This window comes from Pseudomonas lurida, assembly GCF_002563895.1.
Lineage (GTDB): Bacteria > Pseudomonadota > Gammaproteobacteria > Pseudomonadales > Pseudomonadaceae > Aquipseudomonas > Aquipseudomonas lurida.
The window spans coordinates 1,366,410-1,387,529 of sequence record NZ_PDJB01000001.1; the positions used below are offsets into that span (position 1 = coordinate 1,366,410).

General features: G+C 62.4%; 17 protein-coding genes. 8 read left to right on the forward strand and 9 right to left on the reverse strand.

The window, feature by feature from the left end:
* Window positions 1-238 precede the first annotated feature (238 nt).
* Window positions 239-424, forward strand: a complete 186-nt coding sequence (locus ATH90_RS06175) for a hypothetical protein (RefSeq protein ID WP_034102449.1) — start codon at window positions 239-241, stop codon at window positions 422-424.
* Window positions 425-465: 41 nt separating this feature from the next.
* On the opposite strand, the gene ATH90_RS06180 is transcribed toward ATH90_RS06175, so the two are convergent.
* From ATH90_RS06180 to ATH90_RS06220, 9 genes are all read right to left on the reverse strand, one after another.
* Window positions 466-2,091 (reverse strand): glucan biosynthesis protein D, encoded by a 1,626-nt coding sequence (locus ATH90_RS06180; RefSeq protein ID WP_098465884.1) that lies wholly within the window; start codon window positions 2,089-2,091, stop codon window positions 466-468.
* Window positions 2,092-2,367: 276 nt separating this feature from the next.
* A complete protein-coding gene (locus tag ATH90_RS06185; RefSeq protein ID WP_098465885.1) occupies window positions 2,368-4,230 on the reverse strand; it encodes a flavin monoamine oxidase family protein in 1,863 nt (620 codons plus the stop codon).
* 106 nt (window positions 4,231-4,336) lie between these two features.
* Window positions 4,337-5,761: a gamma-aminobutyraldehyde dehydrogenase gene (locus ATH90_RS06190; protein ID WP_034102452.1), complete on the reverse strand. Its 1,425-nt coding sequence runs from the start codon at window positions 5,759-5,761 to the stop codon at window positions 4,337-4,339.
* A gap of 159 nt (window positions 5,762-5,920) precedes the next feature.
* Window positions 5,921-6,730: an ABC transporter permease gene (locus ATH90_RS06195; RefSeq protein ID WP_069022064.1), complete on the reverse strand. Its 810-nt coding sequence runs from the start codon at window positions 6,728-6,730 to the stop codon at window positions 5,921-5,923.
* Entirely contained in the window at window positions 6,720-7,649 is a 930-nt protein-coding gene (locus ATH90_RS06200) for an ABC transporter permease (protein WP_034102453.1), read from the reverse strand. Before ATH90_RS06200 ends, ATH90_RS06195 begins: the two co-directional genes overlap by 11 nt.
* A 1-nt stretch (window position 7,650) precedes the next feature.
* Window positions 7,651-8,685, reverse strand: a complete 1,035-nt coding sequence (locus tag ATH90_RS06205; protein ID WP_034102454.1) for an ABC transporter ATP-binding protein — start codon at window positions 8,683-8,685, stop codon at window positions 7,651-7,653.
* Between the two features lie 230 nt (window positions 8,686-8,915).
* Window positions 8,916-10,067 carry a putative ABC transporter substrate-binding protein YdcS gene (ydcS, locus tag ATH90_RS06210; protein ID WP_034102455.1) on the reverse strand — a complete coding sequence of 384 codons (1,152 nt, stop codon included), beginning with the start codon at window positions 10,065-10,067 and terminating at the stop codon, window positions 8,916-8,918.
* Between the two features lie 157 nt (window positions 10,068-10,224).
* The gene (locus ATH90_RS06215; RefSeq protein WP_034102456.1) at window positions 10,225-11,682 is read right to left on the reverse strand and encodes a gamma-aminobutyraldehyde dehydrogenase; all 1,458 of its coding nucleotides are present in this window, start codon (window positions 11,680-11,682) and stop codon (window positions 10,225-10,227) included.
* Between the two features lie 133 nt (window positions 11,683-11,815).
* The gene (locus tag ATH90_RS06220) at window positions 11,816-12,727 is read right to left on the reverse strand and encodes a LysR family transcriptional regulator (protein WP_012722545.1); all 912 of its coding nucleotides are present in this window, start codon (window positions 12,725-12,727) and stop codon (window positions 11,816-11,818) included.
* Window positions 12,728-12,895: 168 nt separating this feature from the next.
* On the opposite strand from ATH90_RS06220, the gene ATH90_RS06225 reads away from it, so the two are divergent.
* The 7 genes from ATH90_RS06225 to cheB all read left to right on the forward strand — a co-directional run bounded on the left by ATH90_RS06225 (window position 12,896) and on the right by cheB (window position 21,117).
* Window positions 12,896-13,606 (forward strand): tellurite resistance TerB family protein, encoded by a 711-nt coding sequence (locus tag ATH90_RS06225; RefSeq protein WP_034102458.1) that lies wholly within the window; start codon window positions 12,896-12,898, stop codon window positions 13,604-13,606.
* Between the two features lie 148 nt (window positions 13,607-13,754).
* Window positions 13,755-15,377, forward strand: a complete 1,623-nt coding sequence (locus ATH90_RS06230) for a methyl-accepting chemotaxis protein (RefSeq protein WP_034102459.1) — start codon at window positions 13,755-13,757, stop codon at window positions 15,375-15,377.
* Window positions 15,377-15,889, forward strand: coding sequence for a chemotaxis protein CheW (locus ATH90_RS06235; RefSeq protein ID WP_069022068.1), 513 nt, complete (start codon window positions 15,377-15,379; stop codon window positions 15,887-15,889). Before ATH90_RS06230 ends, ATH90_RS06235 begins: the two co-directional genes overlap by 1 nt.
* Window positions 15,886-17,145, forward strand: coding sequence for a CheR family methyltransferase (locus ATH90_RS06240; protein ID WP_098465886.1), 1,260 nt, complete (start codon window positions 15,886-15,888; stop codon window positions 17,143-17,145). Before ATH90_RS06235 ends, ATH90_RS06240 begins: the two co-directional genes overlap by 4 nt.
* Window positions 17,142-17,843, forward strand: coding sequence for a chemotaxis protein CheW (locus ATH90_RS06245; protein WP_069022072.1), 702 nt, complete (start codon window positions 17,142-17,144; stop codon window positions 17,841-17,843). Before ATH90_RS06240 ends, ATH90_RS06245 begins: the two co-directional genes overlap by 4 nt.
* Window positions 17,840-20,110 carry a hybrid sensor histidine kinase/response regulator gene (locus ATH90_RS06250; protein ID WP_098465887.1) on the forward strand — a complete coding sequence of 757 codons (2,271 nt, stop codon included), beginning with the start codon at window positions 17,840-17,842 and terminating at the stop codon, window positions 20,108-20,110. The genes ATH90_RS06245 and ATH90_RS06250 overlap by 4 nt, the downstream gene beginning before the upstream one ends.
* Window positions 20,107-21,117, forward strand: coding sequence for a chemotaxis response regulator protein-glutamate methylesterase (gene cheB, locus ATH90_RS06255; RefSeq protein WP_034102464.1), 1,011 nt, complete (start codon window positions 20,107-20,109; stop codon window positions 21,115-21,117). The genes ATH90_RS06250 and cheB overlap by 4 nt, the downstream gene beginning before the upstream one ends.
* The last annotated feature ends 3 nt before the right edge of the window (window positions 21,118-21,120 follow it).

Here is a 21,120-nt window from a genome sequence, read left to right on the forward strand (position 1 = left end):
CCGGTGGGTTTTTTTGTGGCCATGGAGTGGGATTAGGCTGTAGGTCTTTGTTACCTAGATATTTTTTTAAGTGAATACTCTAAAAAAATCCCACAAGTGACGAGATCGTTTCTACGCTTAGGGTAAGTCTGATTTCTGGCCCAGGAAGTCAGTCGGTTTGCCCGCTGAGGCATTGCGCTTCATGGGAGGCGGGTAATGGGCAACAGGAGTATTTGATGGATATCAGGAGAAACAGTCCATGGCCAAGTCCTATGGTGTAGCGGGTGTGGTGGCGTCTTTTCTGACTCGCCGGGTGTCTTTGCGGGGGCGAAAGTTGAGCTCGGATGAGCTGGAGCTGCTGGCGCAATATCGCGCCCTGACCGAGAACGATCAGGTGGCGATGCGGTATTTGATTGGGGCGATGAAGAGTGTGTCGCGGTTCTGAGCACTTGTAGGAGCTGGCGTGCCAGCTCCTACAAGGGCCGATCAGGTGTACTTGCGCTGGTCCGGTGCCGGCGGGAAGTACTGATACAACCAGGTCTCACTCAGGGTGCGGTCTTGAGTGCGGATAAACAGGCGCAGCTCCACCGGGTCCACGCTGTCGCTGGTCGGGTACCAGTCAAACAGGATGCGGTAGCCCTTGATGTTATCCAGCACCAGCACGCTGAAGTCTTTCACTTCGCCATGGGAGCAGGTGACCACCGGTTCGATTCCGGTACCCGGTGGCAGGCGGTCCAGGCCACCGCCCTTGAAGTCCACGGCAAAACGGCGGGCCCAGACTTGCGGGTAGTGTTCACCCGGTGCCCAGCCTTCGGTAAAGCCGCCCATGCCGGAACGGGTGGCATCGACCTGAGCCAGCGGTGTGCTGACCGGTGGCAGCGCGCTCCAGTACAGCTTGTAGCCGTAGTTGAGTGAATCACCGGCAGCCACGGGTTTTTTCGGGGTCCAGAAGGCCACGATGTTATCGAGGGTCTCGCCGGTCGTCGGAATTTCCAGCAGGTCGATCGAGCCTTCGCCCCAGGCGGTGGTTGGTTCGACCCACAGGCTTGGGCGCTTGCTGTACCAGTCCACAGTGTCCTGGTAGCTGGCGAACTCGTGGTCGGTCTGCACCAGGCCGAAGCCTTTCGGGTCTTTATCGGCAAAAGCGTTGAATTGCAGCTTGGCGGGGTTGTTCAGCGGGCGGCAGATCCACTCGCCGTTGCCACGCCACATTGCCAGGCGGTCCGAGTCGTGGATCTGCGGGTGGATGGTGTCGCACATGCGGCGCTCGTGGGTGCCGCAGCTGAACATGCTGGTCATCGGCGCAATGCCCAGTTGTTCGATGGTGGTGCGCGCATTGATATGGGCATCGATGGCCATCACCACCTGGTTGGCCTGGCAGTCGATGTCGAAGCGGTACGCACCGGTGGCGCTCGGCGAGTCGAGCAGGGCGTAGACCACGAAGCGGGTGGCGTTCTTGTCCGGGGTTTCAAACCAGAACTGTGTGAAGTCGGGGAATTCCTCGCGTTTTTTCGCGTAGGTGTCGATGGCCAGGCCGCGCGCAGAAAGGCCGTACTGGCCGGTGGAGTCCACCGCGCGGAAGTAGCTGGCGCCGAGAAACGACAGCACGTCATGGCGATCCAGTTCTGGCGCCTTGAACAGCTTGAAGCCGGAGAAACCGAGGTCGCCGGTCAGTTGCTTGGTGTCGACCGTGGTTTTTTCGTAATTGAACAGCGAAGGGCGGAAATGCACTTCACGTGCTTCGCGGGTCTTGGGGTCGACGCTGTGCATGCGTACTGGCGTCTTGAAACCCATGCCGACGTGGAAGAACTGCACGTCCAGTTGGCCGTTCAATTCCTTCCACAGCGAATGGTTGCCGTCGTAGCCGATGGCGTTGAAATTCTGCGGGGTCATGGTCGCCAGGGTCGGCGGCAATACCTGTTTGGTGTCTTTGTACGCGGTCCCGGCGAGTTGTTTGGCCTGGGCCTTGAGCGTTTCGAAGTCGAACGCCACGGCCTTGCCGTCGGCGGCACGGTTCCCGGCCCAGGCCTGGGCGGCAAGCAGGCCGCTGGCCGACAAACCGGTGTAGGCCGCAATGGCCATGGACGCTTTGAGCAAATTCCTGCGGTGCATAGAGACAACCTGTCGTGAGCAAATCCCGCGCCTTTCCTGGCACGTAGCGGATCAGAAATTAAGGTTCGGACATGCCTTCGACCAAACGCAACGGACATTAAACAGACGCCGGATAGCTTAAGCGGTTCGATGACGTAGGAAAATTGATTGATAGCGTGCTGATGGCGTTGCAAATGCGACAAGACATTTCAGACTCTGCGGACGCGCGCAGTACTTGAAAAGTATGAGGATCAAATATGGGAGCGAGCAAGCCCGCTCCCATATTCAGACTGCACGTCAGGCGACTTCACCCACCGCCCGATACGCCTCATCAATCGCCGCATGGGCATACGCACTCCATGCCGCATCCGAGTTGGCGATGGCCACATGCCCCACGGGCTTGCGCGCCAGGTTCATCCACGCTGTGTTCTCCTCGGCATCATCAAACAGACTGTTGGAGAAGCTCGCATAACCATGTGACCAGCGGTTGACAGTGATCGCCAGGATATCGCGCTCATGGTCGAAACCACCCGGGCCGAGCATGCGTTGCAACTGGTCACGCAACTGCGCTTCCAACTGCTCGAACGTCTGCCCGTACAACTTGCCCCGCCCGGCGCGGGCCTGGTCGCGGGCGTTCATGCCGCTGTTGGGGCTGGTGGGCACGTAGACCATGTGCAAGCCAATCGGCTGCGTCGGGTCACGCGGGTGGTCGTAGCCGCCCATGCTCACCGAGTAGTCCAGTTTGATCCGGCTGTAAGGCTGGGTCGCCGCGTAAATCTCATGCACGCCCAGTTTCTGGAACGACTGCCAATTGCGGATCACCACCTTGGTGTACACCAGCGGGTATTTCACGTTCTGGCTCAGGGCATGCGCTTGGGGTGCCGGCAAGTCCTTGAGCAGGTACGGAATCATCATGTTGTAGCAGGCCAGGATGCAGCGTTTGCCGCGCACCTGTGCGAGTTGTCCGCCACGGCTGTAGCCGACATGCACGCTATCACCGACGTTGCGCACGCTGACCGCCGTGCTGTTCAGGCGCAAGCGCACGGCGGCCTTGGGCTGGTCGAGCTTGGCGTAGTCAAACGCGGCCAACACGATATCGTCCATGGTGTGCCCCGGCGCGACGCCTGGGATCAGACTGCGCACCAGCAACCGCGCCACCGACGCATTGCCATCCGGGAAATGATAGATATAGGGCTCTTCCATTTCTGCAGCGGCTTCTTCGCTGATCGGCGCCAGGTTCATCCCGGCAAAGCCAGGGAAACCCACACTGTAGGCATCGGACGAGGCCACCGCATCAATGCTCAGGGCCATGAAGTCATTGGTCCGGCTCTGGAAGTACTTCACCGCGCCTTCTGATAGGCCGACGTTCTTCAGCAGGAAATCGCGGTAGCTGGTCGCCGCCAGATAAGTGGCCTTTTCTTCGGCGGTCTTGCCCGGCAGGTAGTCCTTGGGCGCCGTGTGCAGCTCAATCAGGGCCTGGCGGTCTGCCGGTGGCAACGGGAAGTCATTGATGAAATCGCTGATGGCACGCGCATTCAGTCGGTCTGGCGCGATGTCGTCGGCCACCATCGGGGTGGGATCGCCGGTCACCAGTTTGTCTTCGCCGAAGTTTTCCTTGTCGAAAAATACCCCGCGCGACAGCCCGAGGCCTGGGTAGAACTGGCGGTCGAAGGCGGTTTCGAAGCGCTTGATGTTCACCCCGAGTTTCTTCAGCAGCCCGTTCACCTCCTTGCTGTACAGGTGGTTGGGCGACTGGAACGCCTCGCTGCCACCGTAGCCGATGATCATGCGGCCACCGGCCTGGAATTCATTGCGCTTGGCATGGCCGCCGAAGTCGTCGTGGTTTTCCAGGATCAGGATCTTCGCCTTGGGGTGCTTCTCACGGTAGAACCACGCCGCCGACAGCCCACTCAAGCCGCCACCCACGACTATCAGGTCATAGTGCTCGGTGATCGGCAGTTTGTCGGTGTCGAACACCTTCTTTTCCCAGCCCATCTGGTGCGCCACTTCGAACGAGCCGACGTGGCTGCCGCGCAGGCCGGTGAGGGCGGGTGGGTAGTAGCGACCATCGGGAGCGGCTTGAAGCAGTTGCAGCGGGGTCATGCCAGCGGCAATGGTGACAGCGACGCCGTTGAGGAAGTCGCGGCGGGTGATATCCATGAGGAGAACCTACGAAGTATTTATTGTTATGAGGCCCCGTGGGCGCCGGGCTTACTGTGGGAGCGAGCGTGCTCCCACACAAGACCGTTCCCACAGGGGTAAAGCGTCAGTGCTTGAACATCACATGGCGAACGGTGGTGTAGTCCTCCAAGCCGTACATGGACATGTCTTTGCCATAACCCGACAGTTTCTGACCGCCGTGAGGCATTTCGCTGACGAGCATGAAGTGGGTGTTCACCCAGGTGCAGCCGTATTGCAGGCGTGCGGCCAAGCGATGGGCGCGTCCTACGTCGGCAGTCCACACGGATGACGCCAGGCCGTAGTCCGAATCATTGGCCCAGCCCAGCACCTGTGCTTCATCGGAGAACTTGGTCACCGACACCACCGGGCCGAAAACCTCACGGCGCACGATCTCGTCGTCCTGCTGTGCGTCAGCCAGCACGGTCGGCTCGAAGAAGAAGCCATTGCCTTCCACCGCCTTGCCACCGGTGACCAGGCGAATATGCGGCTGCGCCACGGCACGCTCGACAAACCCGGCCACGCGGTCGCGGTGTTGCGCGGTGATCAGTGGGCCCAGCTCGGTGGATGGGTCATCCTGCAAACCGTATTTGATGCTGGCGACTGCCGCGCCGAGCTTCTCGACAAACGCATCGTAGATGTCCGCTTGCGCATAAATCCGGCACGCCGCGGTGCAATCCTGGCCGGCGTTGTAGAAACCGAAGGTGCGAATACCTTCCACCGCTGCATCGATATCGGCGTCATTGAAAATGATCACCGGCGCTTTTCCGCCCAGCTCCATGTGCAGGCGCTTCACGCTGTCGGCGGTGCTGGAGATGATGTTCGCGCCGGTGGCGATAGAGCCGGTCAACGACACCATGCGCACTTTCGGGTGGCTCACCAGCGGGCTGCCCACCGTCGGACCACGACCGAATACCAGGTTGAGCACACCGGCCGGAAAAATGTCCGCAGCCAGTTCGACCAGGCGCAGGGCAGTCAGCGGGGTTTGTTCCGACGGCTTGAGCACCACGGTATTACCAGCGGCGAGGGCCGGGGCGATTTTCCAGGCGACCATCATCAGTGGGTAGTTCCACGGCGCGATGGAGGCGATCACGCCCACCGGGTCGCGGCGGATCATCGACGTATGGCCGGGCAGATACTCACCGCCGGCCGAACCGCTCATGCAACGGCTGGCGCCGGCAAAGAAGCGGAACACGTCGGCAATCGCCGGGATCTCATCGTTCAGCGCGGCGCTGTAAGGCTTGCCACAGTTGTCCGATTCCAGCTTGGCCAGCTCTTCGCCGTGGGCTTCGATCACGTCCGCCAGTTTCAGCAGCAGCAGCGACCGATCCTTGGGCGCGGTTTGCGACCAGCCCTCGAAAGCCGCATCGGCGGCGCGCACGGCGGCGTCGACCTGGGCTTCGCTGGCTTCCTTGATTTCCACCAGTACGCGGCCCAAAGCCGGGTTGAACACCGCCTGTGCCGGGCCTTCGCCTTCGACCAAGTGGCCGTTGATCAAGAGTTTGGTTTGCATGGTTCAGCTCTCCTCTGAGCGACAGTTCTTCTTCTGTAGAAACCGCGTCAACGGTGGGAGCGGGCTTGCCTGCGACAGCGGTGGTTCAGCCGATACTGTTATCGCAGGCAAGCTCGCTCCCACATTGACCGTGTTTAAACAGTGGCAATGTGTTGTCAGTTATTTACCGCCACTCCCCGCCACGCTTTCACCACCGCGGGTCAGGTAATAGGCACCGAGAATCGGGAACATCGTCACCAGCATCACCAGCATCGCCACCACGTTGGTCACCGGCACATCCCGTGGGCGACTCAGTTGATTGAGCAGCCACAGCGGCAAGGTGCGCTCGTGGCCGGCGGTGAAGGTGGTGACGATGATTTCGTCAAACGACAGCGCAAAGGCGAGCATGCCGCCGGCCAGCAGCGCCGAGCCCAGGTTGGGCATGATGATGTAGCGGAAGGTCTGCCAGCCGTCGGCGCCCAGGTCCATCGAGGCTTCGATCAAGCTGTGGGACGTCCGCCGCAACCGCGCGATGACGTTGTTGTAGACGATCACCACGCAGAACGTCGCGTGGCCGACGATGATGGTGAACATCCCCGGCTCGATGCCCAGTGTCTTGAAAGTCGCCAGCAGCGCGATACCGGTGATGATCCCCGGCAGCGCAATCGGCAGGATCAGCATCAACGACACGCCCTGCTTGCCGAAGAATTCGCGGCGATACAGGGCGGCCGAAGCCAGGGTGCCGAGCACCATCGCAATCAGCGTGGCAATGGCGGCGATCTGCAACGACAGCTTGATCGCTTCCAGTACATCCGGCCGGGCGAATGCCACGCTGAACCACCTCAGGGTGAAGCCCTGGGGCGGAAAGCTGAACGCGGCTTCTTCGGTGTTGAAGGCGTAGAGGAAGATGATCAGGATCGGGAAGTGCAGGAACACCAACCCGCCCCAGGCTGCGATCTTCAGACTCATGCTTGATTTTTCAGAGTGCATCGAAGGCCCCCAGGCGTTTGACGATGGACAGGTAGACCGCGATCAGCACGATCGGTACCAGGGTGAACGCCGCCGCCATGGGCATGTTGCCGATGGCGCCTTGCTGCGCGTACACCATGCCGCCAACGAAGTAGCCGGGCGGGCCCACCAGTTGCGGCACGATGAAGTCGCCCAGGGTCAGCGAGAACGTGAAGATCGAACCGGCGGCAATCCCCGGCACCGACAGCGGCAAAATCACCTGCATGAAGGTCTGGCGCGGCTTGGCTCCCAGGTCGGCCGAGGCCTGCAGCAGCGATGGCGGCAAGCGTTCCAGCGACGCCTGGATCGGCAGGATCATGAACGGCAGCCAGATATAGACGAACACCATGAAGCGCCCCAGGTGCGAGGTGCTCAAGGTGCTGCCACCCACGCCGGGAATGCCCAGCACGAACTGCAGCAGTGGCTCCAGCCCCAGGTGCTGCACGAACCACTGCGCCACGCCGCCCTTGGCCAGCAGCAAGGTCCAGGCATAGGCCTTGACGATGTAGCTGGCCCACATCGGCATCATTACCGCGATATAGAAGAACGCCTTGGTCTTGCCCGTGGTGTAGCGCGCCATGTAGTAGGCGATGGGGAAGGCGACGATGGCACTGGCGATCGACACCACAATCGCCATGCTCAGGGTGCGCACGATGATGTCGAAGTTCGACGGCTGGAACAGCGCGGCGAAGTTGGCCAGGGTCAGGTCCGGCGTGACCGCCATGGTGAAGTCGTCAAACGTATAGAAACCTTGCCACAGCAGGGTCAGTAGCGAGCCCAGGTAGATCGCGCCGAACCAGATCAGCGGCGGCACCAGCAACATCGCCAGGTAGAGGTTGGGCTTGCGATAAAGCAGGTTGGAAAACCTGCGCATCGGTGGTTGGGAAAGGGCCAGGCTCATGTCACACCTCGCCTGCGATGTCGGTCAGTGGCGTCATGGCTTCCCGCGCCCAGCGGGCGGTGATGGACTGACCGACCTGGTGGCCGCTGCTGGTATCCAGCCACTGGTTGTTGGCCTGGCTGATATTCAGTGCTTGGCCATTTTCCAGTTTCAGTTCATAGCGGGTGGCGCTGCCCTGATATTGGATGTCGTGGAGCAAGCCGCTGATTTCCACTTCGCCGGCGCCCAGCGGGCCGTCGGCAAACCGCACATGTTCCGGGCGGATCGAGAAGGGCTGCGCGCTGCCGCTGAGGCGCTGCGCCAGCTCGCCACGAATGACGTTGGAGGTGCCGACGAACTCGGCGACGAACGCGGTGGCGGGTTTCATGTAGAGATTGCGCGGGGTGTCGACCTGCTCGATGCGGCCCTTGTTGAACACCGCCACACGGTCGGACATCGACAGCGCTTCGGTCTGGTCGTGGGTCACGAAGATAAAGGTGATGCCCAGTTGGCGCTGCAGCTTCTTGAGCTCGCTTTGCATCTGCTCGCGCAACTTGAGGTCGAGGGCGCCCAGTGGTTCGTCCAGCAGCAAAACGCGCGGGCGATTGACCAGGGCGCGGGCCAGGGCGACCCGTTGGCGTTGGCCGCCAGAGAGCTGTACGGGCTTGCGGTCGCCGTAGCCACCGAGGGCGACCATGCCCAGGGCTTCTTCGGCACGGTTCAGCCGTTCGGTCTTGCCCACGCCCTTGACCTTGAGGCCGTAGGCGACGTTGTCGCGCACATTCATGTGGGGGAACAGCGCGTAATCCTGGAACACGGTGTTCACATCGCGCTGATAGGGCGGTAAGCCCGCGGCTTCCTCGCCATGGATCCGGATCGAGCCTGCGCTCGGCTGCTCGAACCCGGCGATCAGGCGCAGGCAGGTGGTCTTGCCCGAGCCGGAAGGGCCGAGCATGGAAAAGAACTCGCCGTCCTGGATATCGATGGAAACCCGGTCAACGGCTTTCACTTCGCCGAACTGACGGGAAACGTGGGTGAATTGGACTGCAAGCGTCATGGTGCGGTGCTCCGAAAAGGCGCGGGTCGTCGCAGCGGCCCGGCCTGGACTTCTGAAAAAACGAGATAACGGTGTGCGCGGTCAAAATGTGGGCACTTTTCGGTTGGGCGCTAGGCTTGCCCGCGATGCAGGCGCCTTGGTGTATCAGCTACACCAAGGTGATGCCTTCCCAGGCAAGCCAGCTCACTCCTGAACCCTGCCTACAGTGGACCTCTGCAGCCTGGGAGGCCTCAGCGGCCGCCCATGATCGCGATGTAATCCTGGGTCCAGCGGCTGTAGGGCACGAACTTGCCGCCTTCAGCCTGCGGGGTTTTCCAGAAGGCGATCTTTTCGAACTGGTCGAAGCCGTTGGTCTTGCAACCCTCGGCGCCGAGCAGTTCGCTTTCCTTACAGGCCGCAGGCACTGCCGGCAGCGAACCGAACCAGGCGGCGACATCGCCCTGGACCTTGGGTTGCAGCGACCAGTCCATCCACTTGTAGGCGCAGTTCGGGTGCTTGGCCTCGGTGTGCAACATGGTGGTGTCGGCCCAGCCGGTGGCGCCTTCCTTCGGAATCGTCGAAGCAATCGGCTGCTTCTCGTTCTGCAGGCCGTTGACCTGGTACGGCCAGGCGCTGGAGGCCACCACGCCTTCATTTTTGAAGTCACTCATTTGCACAGTGGTGTCGTGCCAGTAGCGGTGGATCAGCGGTTGTTGCGCGCGCAGCAACTCGAGCACGGCCTTGTATTGGGTTTCGGTCAGTTCGTACGGGCTTTGAATACCCAGTTCCGGCTTGGTCGCCTTGAGGTACAGCGCCGCGTCGGCGATGTAGATAGGGCCGTCATACGCCTGCACGCGGCCTTTGTTCGGCTTGCCGTCCGGCAGGTTCTGCGCGTTGAACAGCACGTCCCAGCTGGTGGGCGCGGTCTTGAACACGTTGGTGTTGTACATCAGCACGTTCGGGCCCCACTGGTATGGGGTGCCGTAGGTTTGCTGGCCGACCACGTACCACGGCGCGTCTTTCAGGCGTGGGTCGATGTTTTTCCAATTGGGGATGAGCGCGGTATTGATCGGCTGCACCCGCTTGCCGACGATCAGTCGCAGCGATGCATCGCCCGACGCGGTCACCAGGTCATACCCGCCCTTCGCCATCAGGCTGACCATCTCGTCAGAGGTGGCGGCGGTTTTCACATTGACCTTGCAGCCGGTTTCCTTCTCGAAACCGCTGACCCAGTCGTAGGCCTTGTCGCTTTCACCACGTTCGATATAGCCGGGCCAGGCGACGATATCCAGCTGGCCTTCGCCGGCACCCACCGCCTTGAGCGGTTCGGCGGCCTGGAGGCTGGCGCTCGCCAGCAGCGCGGTGGTCAGGGCACTGAGCAGTGCGGTCTTGTGCGCAGACATGGGGGTTCCCTCTTCTTTAATTATGGTCGGGGCAGTAAAAGCAGTGGTACGTGTCGTTTTTTGTTTTAGCGTAGCTCTTGCGCCAAGCTGCAAGCTGCAAGCTGCAAGCCGCAAGAAAACGCGGTTCCGCGTTTACTGGCAGCCGGTCGCTTGCTGCCTACAGCTGATTTCCGTGTCTAGCCATGATGTGGCGCACCACGCTGTAGTCCTGCAGCGAATCGCTGGACAGATCCTTCCCATAGCCTGAGCGCTTCAAGCCGCCGTGGGGCATTTCGCTGACCAGCATGAAATGGCTGTTGATCCAGGTGCAGCCGTATTGCAGGCGCGCCGCCACTTGCATGGCCTTGTCCAGGTTCTGGGTCCACACCGACGAGGCCAGGCCGTATTCGGAGTCGTTGGCCCAGTCCACCGCCTGTTCCAGTTCGTCGAAGCGCGTCACGGTGACCACCGGGCCGAACACTTCGCGCTGCACGATCTCATCGTTCTGTTTGCAGCCGGCGAGCAGCGTAGGCTGGTAGTAGAAGCCCGCACCCGAGTGCACGGCGGCCCCTGTAACCCGCTCGATATGTGGCTGGCCGAGGGCGCGTTCGACAAAACTGGCGACGCGGTCGCGCTGGCGCGTGCTGATCAGCGGGCCCAGTTCATTATCGGCATCGCGTTTGCCGGCAAAGCGCAGGCTGCTCACGGCCGCGCCAAGTTCGGCAACCAGCTTGTCGTGAATACCGGCCTGGGCGTAGATGCGACATGCCGCGGTGCAGTCCTGGCCGGCGTTGTAGTAACCGTAGGCGCGCACGCCCTCGACCACGGCTTGCAGGTCGGCATCGTTGCACACGATCACCGGCGCCTTGCCGCCCAGTTCCAGGTGCGTGCGTTTAAGGGTTTTGGAGGCTGCTTGCAGAATCTTCTGCCCGGTGACGATATCGCCGGTCAGCGAGACCATGCGCACCTTGGGGTGGCTGACCAGATGGCTGCCGACGCCTTCGCCGCCGCCACACAGAATGTTGATCACCCCACGCGGCAGCAGTTCTTTAAGGACGGGGGCGAGGGCGAGGATCGACAGTGGCGTGTGTTCCGACGGCTTGAACACCAAGGTATTACCGGCGGCCAGGGCCGGTGCGATTTTCCACGCCGCCATCATCAGTGGGTAGTTCCATGGCGCAATCGAGGCCACCACACCGATGGGATCGCGGCGCACCATGCTGGTGTAGCCCGGCAGGTATTCGCCGCTCAGTTGCCCGGTCTGGCAACGCACAGCCCCGGCGAAGAAGCGGAACACGTCGACGGTGGCACTCAAGTCATCCTGGCGCGCCAGGTGCAACGGCTTGCCGCAGTTCAGGGATTCCAGGCGGGCGAGGTAGTCGGCTTGTTTTTCGATCGCGTCGGCAATGCCGAGCAGAATGTTCGAGCGTTGCTGCGGCGTGGTGCGCGACCAGCCGGCAAAGGCGCGGTGGGCGGCAAGGATCGCGGTTTCCACCTGCTCGGTGCTGGCTTCGGCGATCTGGGTGAGGACTTCACCCGTGGCCGGGTTGAGGATCGGCTCGGCAACACCCTGGCCCTGGACCAGTTCGCCGTCGATCAGCAACGCAGTGAGCAGCGGGGTGGGCGCGCCGGACATTTTTCGCGATCTCTTTTCTTGTGTGGCCATTGGCGTTCTCTTACAAGGCGCCCGACCTTTCTCTTATGGATGAAGCGAGAGTAGAGGTCAGGCGCGAGGTCAACAAATACTAAATACTGAATGCAGCATTCGATTAAATAGATGGCTTGCGTGGGTGCGGCTGTTCCCGTGCGACGGTCAGGAACGGATCCACCAGCGCCGGGCGGGCGGTGCCACGGCGCCAGGCCAGGCCCACGTCGAGGGTCTGGCTGAGGTCGGCAATCGGCCGTGCTTCAATAATGTCGCCCTCAAGCGACCAGGGGCGGTATGTCATGTCAGGCTGGATCGACACGCCCAGGCCTGCGGCCACCAGGCTTCGGACTGCTTCGGTGGACGCCGTGCGCAATGTCACCCGTGGTTGCAGCCCGGCACCGGCCCACAGGCGCTGGGCGTTGTGGCCCATTTCGTCCACATTCAGTTGGATCAGCGGTTCACGCGCCACATCGGCCAGGTTGATGCTGTCGTGCTCCAGCAGCGGGTGTTGCGCCGGCAGCCACAGGCGGTGTGGCGAGTGGGTGAGTACTTCGGTCTGCAGGGCGTGGCGGTCTTCGAGGTTGGAGAGGATCAGTACGCCCACGTCGATTTCGCCGCTGACGAGCAAATGCTCGATATACGGGCGCTCATCCTCCATCACGCGGATTTCCACGTTGGGGTAGGCGCGCTGGAAGCGTGTCAGCAGGTCGGCCAGGTAATAGCCGGCCACCAGGCTGGTCACGCCGATGATCAACTGCCCGGCGACCTGGTCGGTACTCTGTTGCAGGCTGCGTTTGGCATTGTCGACGGTGGCGAGAATAAGGTGTGCCTGACGCAGGAATTGATGGCCCTGGTGGGTCAGGGTCATGCCCTTGGCGTGGCGGTTGAACAGGTTGACGCCGATTTCCTGCTCCAGCTGCTGGATCGCCAGGGTCAGGGTCGACTGGGAGATAAATGCCGTTTGCGCGGCGGCGGAGATCGAACCGGTCTCGGCCACGGCAATAAAGTGCCGGATTTGACGCAAGGTCATCATGCTGGAATTACCAGTGGGGTGTTTTTATAGATTTGCTCGAGTGTATATCGATTTTAGAGAAGGTCGACCGCGTTACATCTGGAAGCACTCTAGATCGCGGCTTTTTGGCACTTAGTTTTACGCTGGAGGCCTATTGGTCCTATGAACCCTAGTATCTGGAGACTGCGAATGAATACCCGTGGATTGCTCGATCAGTTGCTCAAGTCTGGCCAGGACATGCTGCAGAACAAGGCTGGCGGCCAGCGTAAACCCGACGACAAAGGCGCCTTGGGCGGCTTGCTCGGCGGTGGCGGCCTGGGCGGCCTGCTCGGTGGCGCGGGCGGCGGGGCCCTGGCGGCCGGCGCCATGGGCTTGCTGATGGGCAACAAGAAGGCTCGCAAGTTCGGTGGCAAGGCGCTGACCTACGGAGGCCTCGCGGCACTGGGGGTGATTGCCTACAAAGCCTACGGCAACTGGCAGGCGCAGCAGGCCAGCGCGCCCCAGGGTGAGCCGCAAACCATCGACCGCCTGCCACCCGCGCAGGTCGAGCAACACAGCCAGGGCATTCTCAAGGCGCTGGTCGCCGCCGCCAAGGCCGACGGCCATGTGGATGAGCGCGAGCGAGCACTGATCGAAGGTGAGTTCATCAAGCTGGATAACGACCGCGAGCTGCAAAGCTGGCTGCACGCCGAACTGAACAAACCGCTGGACCCGGCCGATGTGGCGCGCGCTGCGGGCACGCCGGAAATGGCGGCCGAGATGTACATCGCCAGCGTGATGCTGGTGGACGAGGAAAACTTCATGGAGAAGGCCTACCTTGACGAGTTGGCGCGCCAACTGAAACTGGAGCCTGGCTTGAAGCTGGAACTGGAAAAGCAGGTGCGCCAAGCCACCCTTTGAACCTGTCCGATAAATGAAAGCACCCCGGCTGCCGCAATGGCCCGGGGTGTTTTTGCATTCTGTGAGCGCTCCATCAAAACCCGTTGATAAATGAGGGCTTGTGCTCAGCTATACTCCCCCCATTTGAATGGCCCTTCGAGGAAATACTGTGAAGAACTGGACCTTGCGCCAACGGATTTTGGCGAGCTTTGCGGTCATTATCGCGATCATGCTGCTGATGGTCGTGGTGTCCTACTCACGGTTGCTGAAGATCGAAGCCAGCCAGGAAGCCGTCCGGGACGATGCGGTGCCGGGGGTCTACCTCAGCTCGATGATCCGCAGCGCCTGGGTCGACAGCTACTTGCATACCATCGACATCGTCGGCCTGCGCGACGACAAAACCTTGAACAATACGGATAAGACGGACTACAAGGCGTTCGAAGCGCGTATTGAACAGCAGATGGCCAACTACGAAAAAACCATACATGGCCAGGCCGATCGCATGGAGTTCGATAACTTCAAGGCGGCCCACCTCACCTACAACAAGGTCCTGAGCCAGGTGCTGGAGCGCGTCGAGGCCGATGACCTGCCGGGTGCGCGCACATTGTTGGAAGAGCAATTGACGCCGATCTGGACTGAAGGGCGCATGAAGCTCAACGACATCATTACTGAGAACAAGAGCGTGTCTGACCGGGCCACGGCGGCGATCGACGAGTCGGTGCTGTCGGCCAAGGTCAGCATGGCCGTGTCGCTGATCATCGCCATCCTCGCTGCCGGCCTGTGTGGCCTGCTGCTGATGCGCGCAATCATGGCGCCGATGCAACGCATCGTCGATATCCTCGGCACCATGCGCGACGGCGACCTGAGCAAACGCCTGAACCTGGAGCGCAAGGACGAGTTCGGTGCCGTCGAAACCGGCTTCAACGACATGATGACCGAGCTGACGGCGCTGGTGTCCCAGGCTCAGCGTTCGTCGGTGCAGGTAACCACCTCGGTGACCGAGATTGCCGCCACTTCCAAGCAGCAGCAGGCCACCGCCACTGAGACCGCCGCCACCACTACCGAGATCGGCGCCACGTCCCGTGAGATCGCCGCCACGTCCAAGGACCTGGTGCGCACGATGACCGAAGTGTCCACCGCCGCCGACCAGGCATCGGTCGCCGCCGGTTCCGGCCAGCAAGGCCTGGCGCGCATGGAGGAAACCATGCATTCGGTGATGGGCGCCGCCGACCTGGTCAACGCCAAGCTGGCGATCCTCAATGAGAAGGCCGGTAACATCAACCAAGTGGTGGTGACTATCGTCAAGGTCGCCGACCAGACCAACCTGCTGTCGCTGAATGCCGCCATCGAAGCCGAAAAGGCCGGTGAGTACGGCCGCGGTTTTGCCGTGGTTGCTACCGAAGTGCGCCGCCTCGCCGACCAGACCGCGGTGGCCACCTACGACATCGAACAGATGGTGCGCGAGATCCAGTCGGCGGTGTCGGCAGGCGTGATGGGCATGGACAAGTTCTCCGAAGAAGTGCGCCGCGGCATGTTCGAAGTGCAGCAAGTGGGCGAGCAGTTGTCGCAGATCATCCACCAGGTTCAGGCCTTGGCGCCGCGGGTGTTGATGGTCAATGAAGGCATGCAGGCCCAGGCCACAGGCGCCGAGCAGATCAATCACGCCCTGGTGCAACTGGGCGATGCCAGCAGCCAGACGGTGGAGTCCCTGCGCCAGGCCAGCTTTGCCATTGATGAGCTGAGCCAGGTCGCGGTCGGCCTGCGCAGTGGCGTGTCGCGTTTCAAAGTCTGATGAGCGACCTCGCGGCGAGACGCGGTGCCGTTCCGGCAGCGAAAAAGGCGTTGTTCCTGGTGTTCCACATCGGTGATGAGCGCTTTGCCCTCAGGGCCACGGAAATCGCCGAGGTCCTGCCACGCTTGCCGCTCAAACCCATTGCCCATGCGCCGGCGTGGGTGGCGGGTATCTTTGCCCACCGTGGCGCGCTGGTGCCGGTCATCGACCTCAGCGCCCTGACCTTCGGCAAGCCGGCCAAGGCCCGTACCAGTACGCGCCTGGTGCTGGTCAATTACCAACCACAGCCTTGGGTTGAAGCCCGCTGGCTGGGACTGATCCTGGAGCAAGCCACCGACACCCTGCGTTGCGAGCTTGGGGAGTTCAAGCCCTATGGCCTGGACAACCGCGAGGCGCGTTACCTGGGGTTGGTGCGTGAAGATGCCGTGGGCCTGATGCAGTGGATAGGTGTCAACGAATTGCTCACCGATGACGTACGTGCCTTGCTGTTTTCGACCGAGCAGTGCATATGAGCCACGACCCGCGTTTCTTTGCGTTCCTGAAAGCGCGCATCGGCCTGGATGTCGCGTCGGTCGGCGAAGCTATCATCGAGCGCGCGGTGCGCCAACGCAGCCAGGCCGTCAATGCACAGACGCCCGGCGACTACTGGCAGTACCTGCAAAGCTCCGAGGATGAACAGCAGGCGCTGATCGAAGCGGTCATCGTCCCGGAAACCTGGTTTTTCCGTTACCCCGAGTCCTTTGCGACCCTGGCCCGCCTGGCGAAGGCGCGCCTGGCCGATATCAAGCAGATGCGTGCCCTGCGTATCCTCAGCCTGCCGTGTTCCACCGGCGAAGAACCCTACTCGATTGCCATGGCGCTGCTGGATGCCGGCCTCGCGCCACACCAGTTCAAAGTGCAGGGCATGGACGTCAGCCCGCTGTCGGTGGAGCGCGCGCGACGTGGGGTATATGGCAGGAACTCGTTTCGGGGGGGCGATCTCGGTTTTCGCGACCGCCACTTCACCGAGTATGGTGACGGCTACCACATCGCCGACCGCGTGCGTGAACAGGTGCGCCTGCAGGTCGGTAACTTGCTCGATCCCGCGCTGCTGGCCAATGAGGCGAGCTACGACTTTGTGTTCTGCCGCAACCTGCTGATCTACTTCGACCAGCCGACCCAGAAGCAAGTGTTCGACGTGCTCAAGGGCCTGACCCACGTGGACGGCGTGCTGTTTATCGGTCCCGCCGAGGGCAGCTTGCTCGGGCGCCATGGCATGCGTTCGATTGGTGTGCCGCAATCCTTTGCGTTCAGCCGGCATGCCGAGCCGGCCCAGCCTGAGCCCGTGTTCAAGCCGATGCCCGCGCCATTGCCTCAGCGCAGCGCCGCGCCGATTCCGACCAGGCCGCGACCGTTCAGCTCGCCCAGCGCCCAGGTGGTGCCGATCAAGGCACCGCTGTCCGACGCAGGCGAGCTGCTTAGCCAGATCGCCACGTTGGCCAACGAAGGCAAAAGTGCCGAGGCCCGTGCAGCTTGCGAGCGTTATCTGAGCAGTCACCCGCCGGCCGCCCAGGTGTTCTACTGGTTGGGGCTGCTCAGCGACGTGGCCGGCAGTGCCCTGGAAGCCCAGGGGTATTATCGAAAAGCCTTGTACCTGGAACCCCAGCACCCGCAAGCCTTGATGCACCTGGCCGCGCTGCTCGAGTCCCAGGGCGACAGTGCGGGGGCACGCCGCTTGCAAGCGCGGGCCGCCCGTAGCGAGCGAGCTGACAGTGAGTCCAAACGATGAGTAGCCCCGATGCGCTCGACACCGCAGGCCTGGACCTGACCCTGGCCGACACCCAGGCCATCGACGACTGCTGGAACCGCATCGGTATCCACGGTGACAAGTCCTGCCCGCTGCTGGCGGACCATATCCATTGCCGTAACTGTTCGGTGTACTCGGCGGCGGCCACGCGCTTGCTAGACCGGTACGCCCTGCAGCAGGACGCGCATCGCCCGCATGCCGCGGTCGAGCTGGGTGAGGATGTGGTCACCCGTTCCCTGCTGATGTTCCGCCTGGGCGAAGAGTGGTTGGGCATTGCCACCCGCTGCCTGGTGGAGGTCGCGCCGCTGCAACCGATTCATTCCCTGCCACACCAGCGTTCCCGCGCCCTGCTCGGCGTGGCCAACGTGCGCGGCGCGCTGGTGGCGTGCCTGTCGCTGGTGGAGCTGCTCGGCCTGGACGCCACCGGGCCCGGCGCCAGCGGCGGGCGCATCATGCCGCGCATGTTGATCATCGCTGCCCAGGATGGCCCGGTGGTGGTACCGGTGGATGAAGTCGACGGCATCCATGCCATCGATGAGCGTACCTTGAAGGCGGCATCGGCCTCGGGCACCCAGGCCAGCGCGCGCTACACCCAAGGTGTACTGCAGTGGAAAGGCCGCAGCCTGCGTTGGCTCGACGAGGCGCAATTGTTGTCCGCCGTGACCCGGAGCCTCACATGACCCCCGACCAGATGCGCGATGCCTCGCTGCTGGAACTCTTCAGCCTGGAAGCCGATGCGCAGACCCAGGTACTGAGCGCGGGCCTGCTGGCCCTGGAGCGCAACCCGACCCAGGCCGACCAGCTCGAAGCCTGCATGCGCGCGGCGCACTCGCTCAAAGGCGCGGCGCGCATCGTTGGGGTGGACGCCGGCGTCAGCGTGTCCCATGTCATGGAGGATTGCCTGGTCAGTGCCCAGGAAAGCCGCTTGTACCTGCAACCCGAACATATTGACGCACTGCTGCAAGGCACCGACCTGCTGATGCGCATCGCCACGCCGGGTAATGACGTAGGGCCGGCAGATATCGAAGCCTATGTCGCCTTGATGGAGCGCCTGCTGGATCCGTCCCAGGCGCCGGTTAAAGCGACGCCGCCGCCGTCAGCGCCAGCGGCCGTCGTAGAAGAACTGCCGCCGGAGCCCGAGCCCGCGCCGCCGGTGACCAGCGAGCTGCCGCGCCAAGGCAAGCGCATGACCGAAGGCGGTGAGCGCGTCCTGCGGGTGACCGCCGAACGCTTGAACAGCCTGCTCGACCTGTCGAGCAAGTCCTTGGTGGAAACCCAGCGGCTCAAGCCGTACCTGGTCAGTCTGCAGCGCCTCAAGCGCATTCAAAGCCAGAGCGTACGGGCGCTGGATACGCTGGACGGGCATCTCAAGACCCAGCACCTGAACCTCGAAGCCCAGGAAGCCCTGGCCGATACCCGCCGACTGCTCAGCGAAGCCCAGGCCCTGCTGGCGGAAAAAACCGCCGAGCTGGACGAGTTCGGTTGGCAGGCCGGGCAGCGCGCCCAGGTGCTGTATGACACCGCGCTGGCCTGTCGCATGCGCCCGTTTGCCGATGTATTGGCCGGGCAAGTGCGCATGGTGCGTGACCTCGGGCGCAGTCTCGGCAAGCAGGTGCGCCTGGAGATCGAGGGCGAAAAGACCCAGGTCGACCGTGACGTGCTGGAAAAACTCGAAGCCCCGCTCACCCATTTGCTGCGCAATGCTGTCGACCACGGCATCGAAATGCCTGAGCAGCGCCTGCTGGCGGGCAAGCCGGCTGAAGGCTTGATCCGTCTGCGCGCCTCCCATCAGGCCGGTCTGCTGGTGCTGGAACTGAGCGATGACGGCAATGGCGTCGACCTGGAGCGCCTGCGCGGCACCATCGTCGACCGGCATCTGTCGCCGGCCGAAACCGCCCTGCGCCTGAGCGAAGAGGAGTTGCTGACGTTCCTGTTCCTGCCGGGGTTCAGCCTGCGCGACAAGGTCACCGAAGTCTCCGGGCGCGGTGTCGGCCTGGATGCGGTGCAGCACATGGTCCGCCAACTGCGTGGTGCGGTGGTGCTGGAGCAGACGGCGGGGCGCGGCAGTCGTTTCCACTTGGAAGTGCCGTTGACCTTGTCGGTGGTGCGCAGCCTGGTGGTGGAAGTCGGTGAGGAAGCCTATGCGTTCCCGCTGGCTCATATCGAACGCATGTGCGACCTGGTGCCCGATGACATTGTGCAACTGGAAGGTCGCCAGCATTTCTGGCACGAGGGCCGGCATGTCGGCCTGGTCGCCGCCAGCCAGTTGTTGCAGCGCCCAGCGGGCCAGAACCAGTCAGAAACGTTGAAAGTAGTGGTGATCCGCGAGCGCGATGCGGTGTACGGGATTGCCGTGGAGCGCTTTATCGGCGAGCGTACGCTGGTGGTGTTGCCGCTGGATGATCGCCTGGGCAAGGTCCAGGACATTTCCGCCGGCGCCTTGCTGGACGACGGGTCGGTGGTATTGATCGTCGACGTGGAAGACATGCTGCGTTCGGTGGACAAACTGCTCAATACCGGTCGACTGGAACGTATCGCCCGGCGCAGCCAGCAAACCACTGAGGCGCCGCGTAAACGGGTGCTGGTGGTCGATGACTCGCTGACCGTGCGTGAACTGCAACGCAAATTGTTACTTAATCGTGGTTATGAAGTGGCCGTGGCGGTCGATGGCATGGACGGCTGGAACGCCTTGCGTTCCGAAGACTTTGACCTGTTGATCACTGATATTGATATGCCCCGCATGGACGGTATTGAATTGGTCACACTCTTGCGCCGTGACAGTCGCCTGCAATCGTTGCCGGTGATGGTGGTGTCCTACAAAGATCGTGAAGAGGACCGACGCCGTGGACTGGATGCTGGCGCCGACTATTATCTAGCTAAAGCCAGTTTCCACGATGACGCCCTGCTGGATGCCGTGGTGGAACTGATCGGAGGCGCGCGGGCATGAGGATTGCGATCGTCAATGACATGCCCCTGGCGGTGGAGGCCTTGCGCCGCGCCTTGAGTTTCGAGCCCGCGCACCAGGTGATGTGGGTGGCCACCAATGGCCTGGAGGCGGTGCAGCGCTGTGCCGAGCTGACGCCGGACCTGATCCTGATGGACCTCATCATGCCGGTGATGGACGGCGTGGAAGCGACCCGCCAGATCATGGCCGAGACCCCGTGTGCCATCGTTATCGTCACCGTCGACCGCCAGGCCAATGTGAGCCGGGTGTTCGAAGCCATGGGCCATGGCGCCCTCGACGTGGTGGACACCCCGACCCTGGGCGTGGGCAACCCCAAGGATGCGGCGGCGCCGCTGTTGCGCAAGATCCTCAACATCGGTTGGCTGATCGGCCAGCGCGGCAGCCGAGTACGTGCCGAAGCCGTCGCTCCGCGTATCACCGGCAAACGCCAGAGCCTGGTGGCTATCGGGTCGTCTGCGGGCGGCCCGGCCGCCCTGGAAATCCTGCTCAAGGGCTTGCCCCGTGACTTTCCCGCCGCCATCGTGCTGGTTCAGCATGTCGACCAGGTGTTCGCAGCCGGCATGGCCGAGTGGCTGAGCAGCGCCTCCGGCTTGCCGGTGCGCCTGGCCCGCGAAGGCGAGCCACCGCAAAGCGGCGTGGTGCTGCTGGCCGGCACCAACCACCACATTCGTTTATTGAAGAACGGCACGCTAGCCTATACCGCAGAGCCGGTGAACGAGATTTACCGGCCTTCAATCGACGTGTTTTTCGAAAGCGTGGCCAGCCACTGGAATGGCGATGCCGTCGGCGTACTGTTGACCGGCATGGGGCGCGACGGGGCCCAGGGCCTCAAGCTGCTGCGTGAACAAGGTTATTTGACCATCGCCCAGGATCAGCAAAGCTCGGCGGTGTATGGCATGCCCAAAGCGGCGGCGGCGATTGATGCTGCTGTTGAAATTCGCCCACTGGATAGAATTGCGCCCCGACTGCTGGAGGTATTCGCCAAATGAACA

Bases quoted from the DNA above. Each gene is read 5' to 3' on its own strand.
- ATH90_RS06175 (WP_034102449.1), top strand. From the start codon at position 239: ATGGCCAAGTCCTATGGTGTAGCGGGTGTGGTGGCGTCTTTTCTGACT.
- ATH90_RS06180 (WP_098465884.1), bottom strand. From the start codon at position 2,091: ATGCACCGCAGGAATTTGCTCAAAGCGTCCATGGCCATTGCGGCCTAC.
- ATH90_RS06185 (WP_098465885.1), bottom strand. From the start codon at position 4,230: ATGGATATCACCCGCCGCGACTTCCTCAACGGCGTCGCTGTCACCATT.
- ATH90_RS06190 (WP_034102452.1), bottom strand. From the start codon at position 5,761: ATGCAAACCAAACTCTTGATCAACGGCCACTTGGTCGAAGGCGAAGGC.
- ATH90_RS06195 (WP_069022064.1), bottom strand. From the start codon at position 6,730: ATGCACTCTGAAAAATCAAGCATGAGTCTGAAGATCGCAGCCTGGGGC.
- ATH90_RS06200 (WP_034102453.1), bottom strand. From the start codon at position 7,649: ATGAGCCTGGCCCTTTCCCAACCACCGATGCGCAGGTTTTCCAACCTG.
- ATH90_RS06205 (WP_034102454.1), bottom strand. From the start codon at position 8,685: ATGACGCTTGCAGTCCAATTCACCCACGTTTCCCGTCAGTTCGGCGAA.
- ydcS (WP_034102455.1), bottom strand. From the start codon at position 10,067: ATGTCTGCGCACAAGACCGCACTGCTCAGTGCCCTGACCACCGCGCTG.
- ATH90_RS06215 (WP_034102456.1), bottom strand. From the start codon at position 11,682: ATGTCCGGCGCGCCCACCCCGCTGCTCACTGCGTTGCTGATCGACGGC.
- ATH90_RS06220 (WP_012722545.1), bottom strand. From the start codon at position 12,727: ATGATGACCTTGCGTCAAATCCGGCACTTTATTGCCGTGGCCGAGACC.
- ATH90_RS06225 (WP_034102458.1), top strand. From the start codon at position 12,896: ATGAATACCCGTGGATTGCTCGATCAGTTGCTCAAGTCTGGCCAGGAC.
- ATH90_RS06235 (WP_069022068.1), top strand. From the start codon at position 15,377: ATGAGCGACCTCGCGGCGAGACGCGGTGCCGTTCCGGCAGCGAAAAAG.
- ATH90_RS06240 (WP_098465886.1), top strand. From the start codon at position 15,886: ATGAGCCACGACCCGCGTTTCTTTGCGTTCCTGAAAGCGCGCATCGGC.
- ATH90_RS06245 (WP_069022072.1), top strand. From the start codon at position 17,142: ATGAGTAGCCCCGATGCGCTCGACACCGCAGGCCTGGACCTGACCCTG.
- ATH90_RS06250 (WP_098465887.1), top strand. From the start codon at position 17,840: ATGACCCCCGACCAGATGCGCGATGCCTCGCTGCTGGAACTCTTCAGC.
- cheB (WP_034102464.1), top strand. From the start codon at position 20,107: ATGAGGATTGCGATCGTCAATGACATGCCCCTGGCGGTGGAGGCCTTG.